The sequence below is a fragment of the Aquiflexum sp. genome (assembly GCF_977115555.1).
In genome coordinates this window covers 1-1,137 of record NZ_CDSBKL010000660.1, presented here as the reverse complement: position 1 = coordinate 1,137, position 1,137 = coordinate 1, and the positions used below count along the sequence as shown (strand labels likewise).

1 protein-coding gene is annotated in these 1,137 nt (G+C 42.2%); it reads left to right on the top strand.

Going from position 1 to position 1,137, the window contains the following annotated elements:
- Positions 1 to 1,075 (top strand): family 20 glycosylhydrolase (locus ACZFYI_RS20505; RefSeq protein WP_462525973.1); only part of this gene is annotated, 1,075 nt, incomplete at its 5' end.
- Between the last annotated feature and the right edge of the window lie 62 nt (positions 1,076 to 1,137).

Genomic DNA, 1,137 nt, shown 5'->3' with positions numbered 1-1,137 from the left:
GGTAAATACCACCGTCGAGTTGATGCAGGGTCAGCTCACGGAATATGCGGGCAACTACGAATTTTACCTCCAAGACCGCATTATTAGGCGAGAGCACCAAAAGGCGGCCTACGTCAATCAGCAAAAATTTATTGCCGAAACGGAAGAAATAAATTCAAGACATGACCTTCAAAATTATTTCTATACCCGTGTCAGTAAAATGTTTGAAGAAAGAGGAATCCAAACAGCAGGTTGGGAAGAAATCGCACAATTAGAGGTACATGAAAACGGCAAGGAGGTCATCCGTCCCAATCCTGTTTTTGCCAATAAGGGATTTAGGGCTTATGCCTGGAATACCGTTGCAGGTTGGGGGGGAGAAGATATGGCCTATCAATTGGCCAATGCCGGCTATGAAGTCATCATCTGTAACTCTTCGAACTTCTATTTTGACCTTGCTTACAATATGGACCCTGATGAGCCCGGACATCAGTGGTCGGGATTTGTGGATATGAAGACTGCCTGGCAAACAGTGCCTTTAAACAACTTTATTTCCAATGAAACCGACATGTATGGAAATCCTATTGATACAGGAAATCAGATAAATGGAATGGTGCAATTGACTGCTGAAGGAAAGGAAAATATCAAAGGGGTATCAGGTCAGCTATGGTCTGAGACGGTCAAAGGTCAGGAAATGATGGAATATTATATTTTGCCAAAAATGCTGGGTTATGTTGAACGAGCATGGGCTTCAGATCCTGATTGGACAAAAATCGCTGATCAGGAAAAAAGAAGGACAGCTAGAGAAAATGATTGGAATCGGTTTGCCAATGCGGTGGGTCAGAGAGAAATACCAAGATTGGAATATCTTTTTGGAGGATCCAATTTCCGCTTACCAAAACCGGGCGCCATCATTAAAGAAGGATATATATATGCCAATGTGGAACTGCCTGGCTTGACTATCCGGTATACAATTGATGGTAAAGAACCAACTGCCGCTTCTCAAGTTTATTCAGATCCAATTCAGCATTCAGGTTCAATCAAACTGAGGGCATTTTCCCACACAGGAAAATCTGGAGGTACTGCTGAACTCAAATAGAGATTCAAAAAAAATAGTGTCAGAAAAAAAAATCACAGCGATAACCTGCTCCCATATCTGAT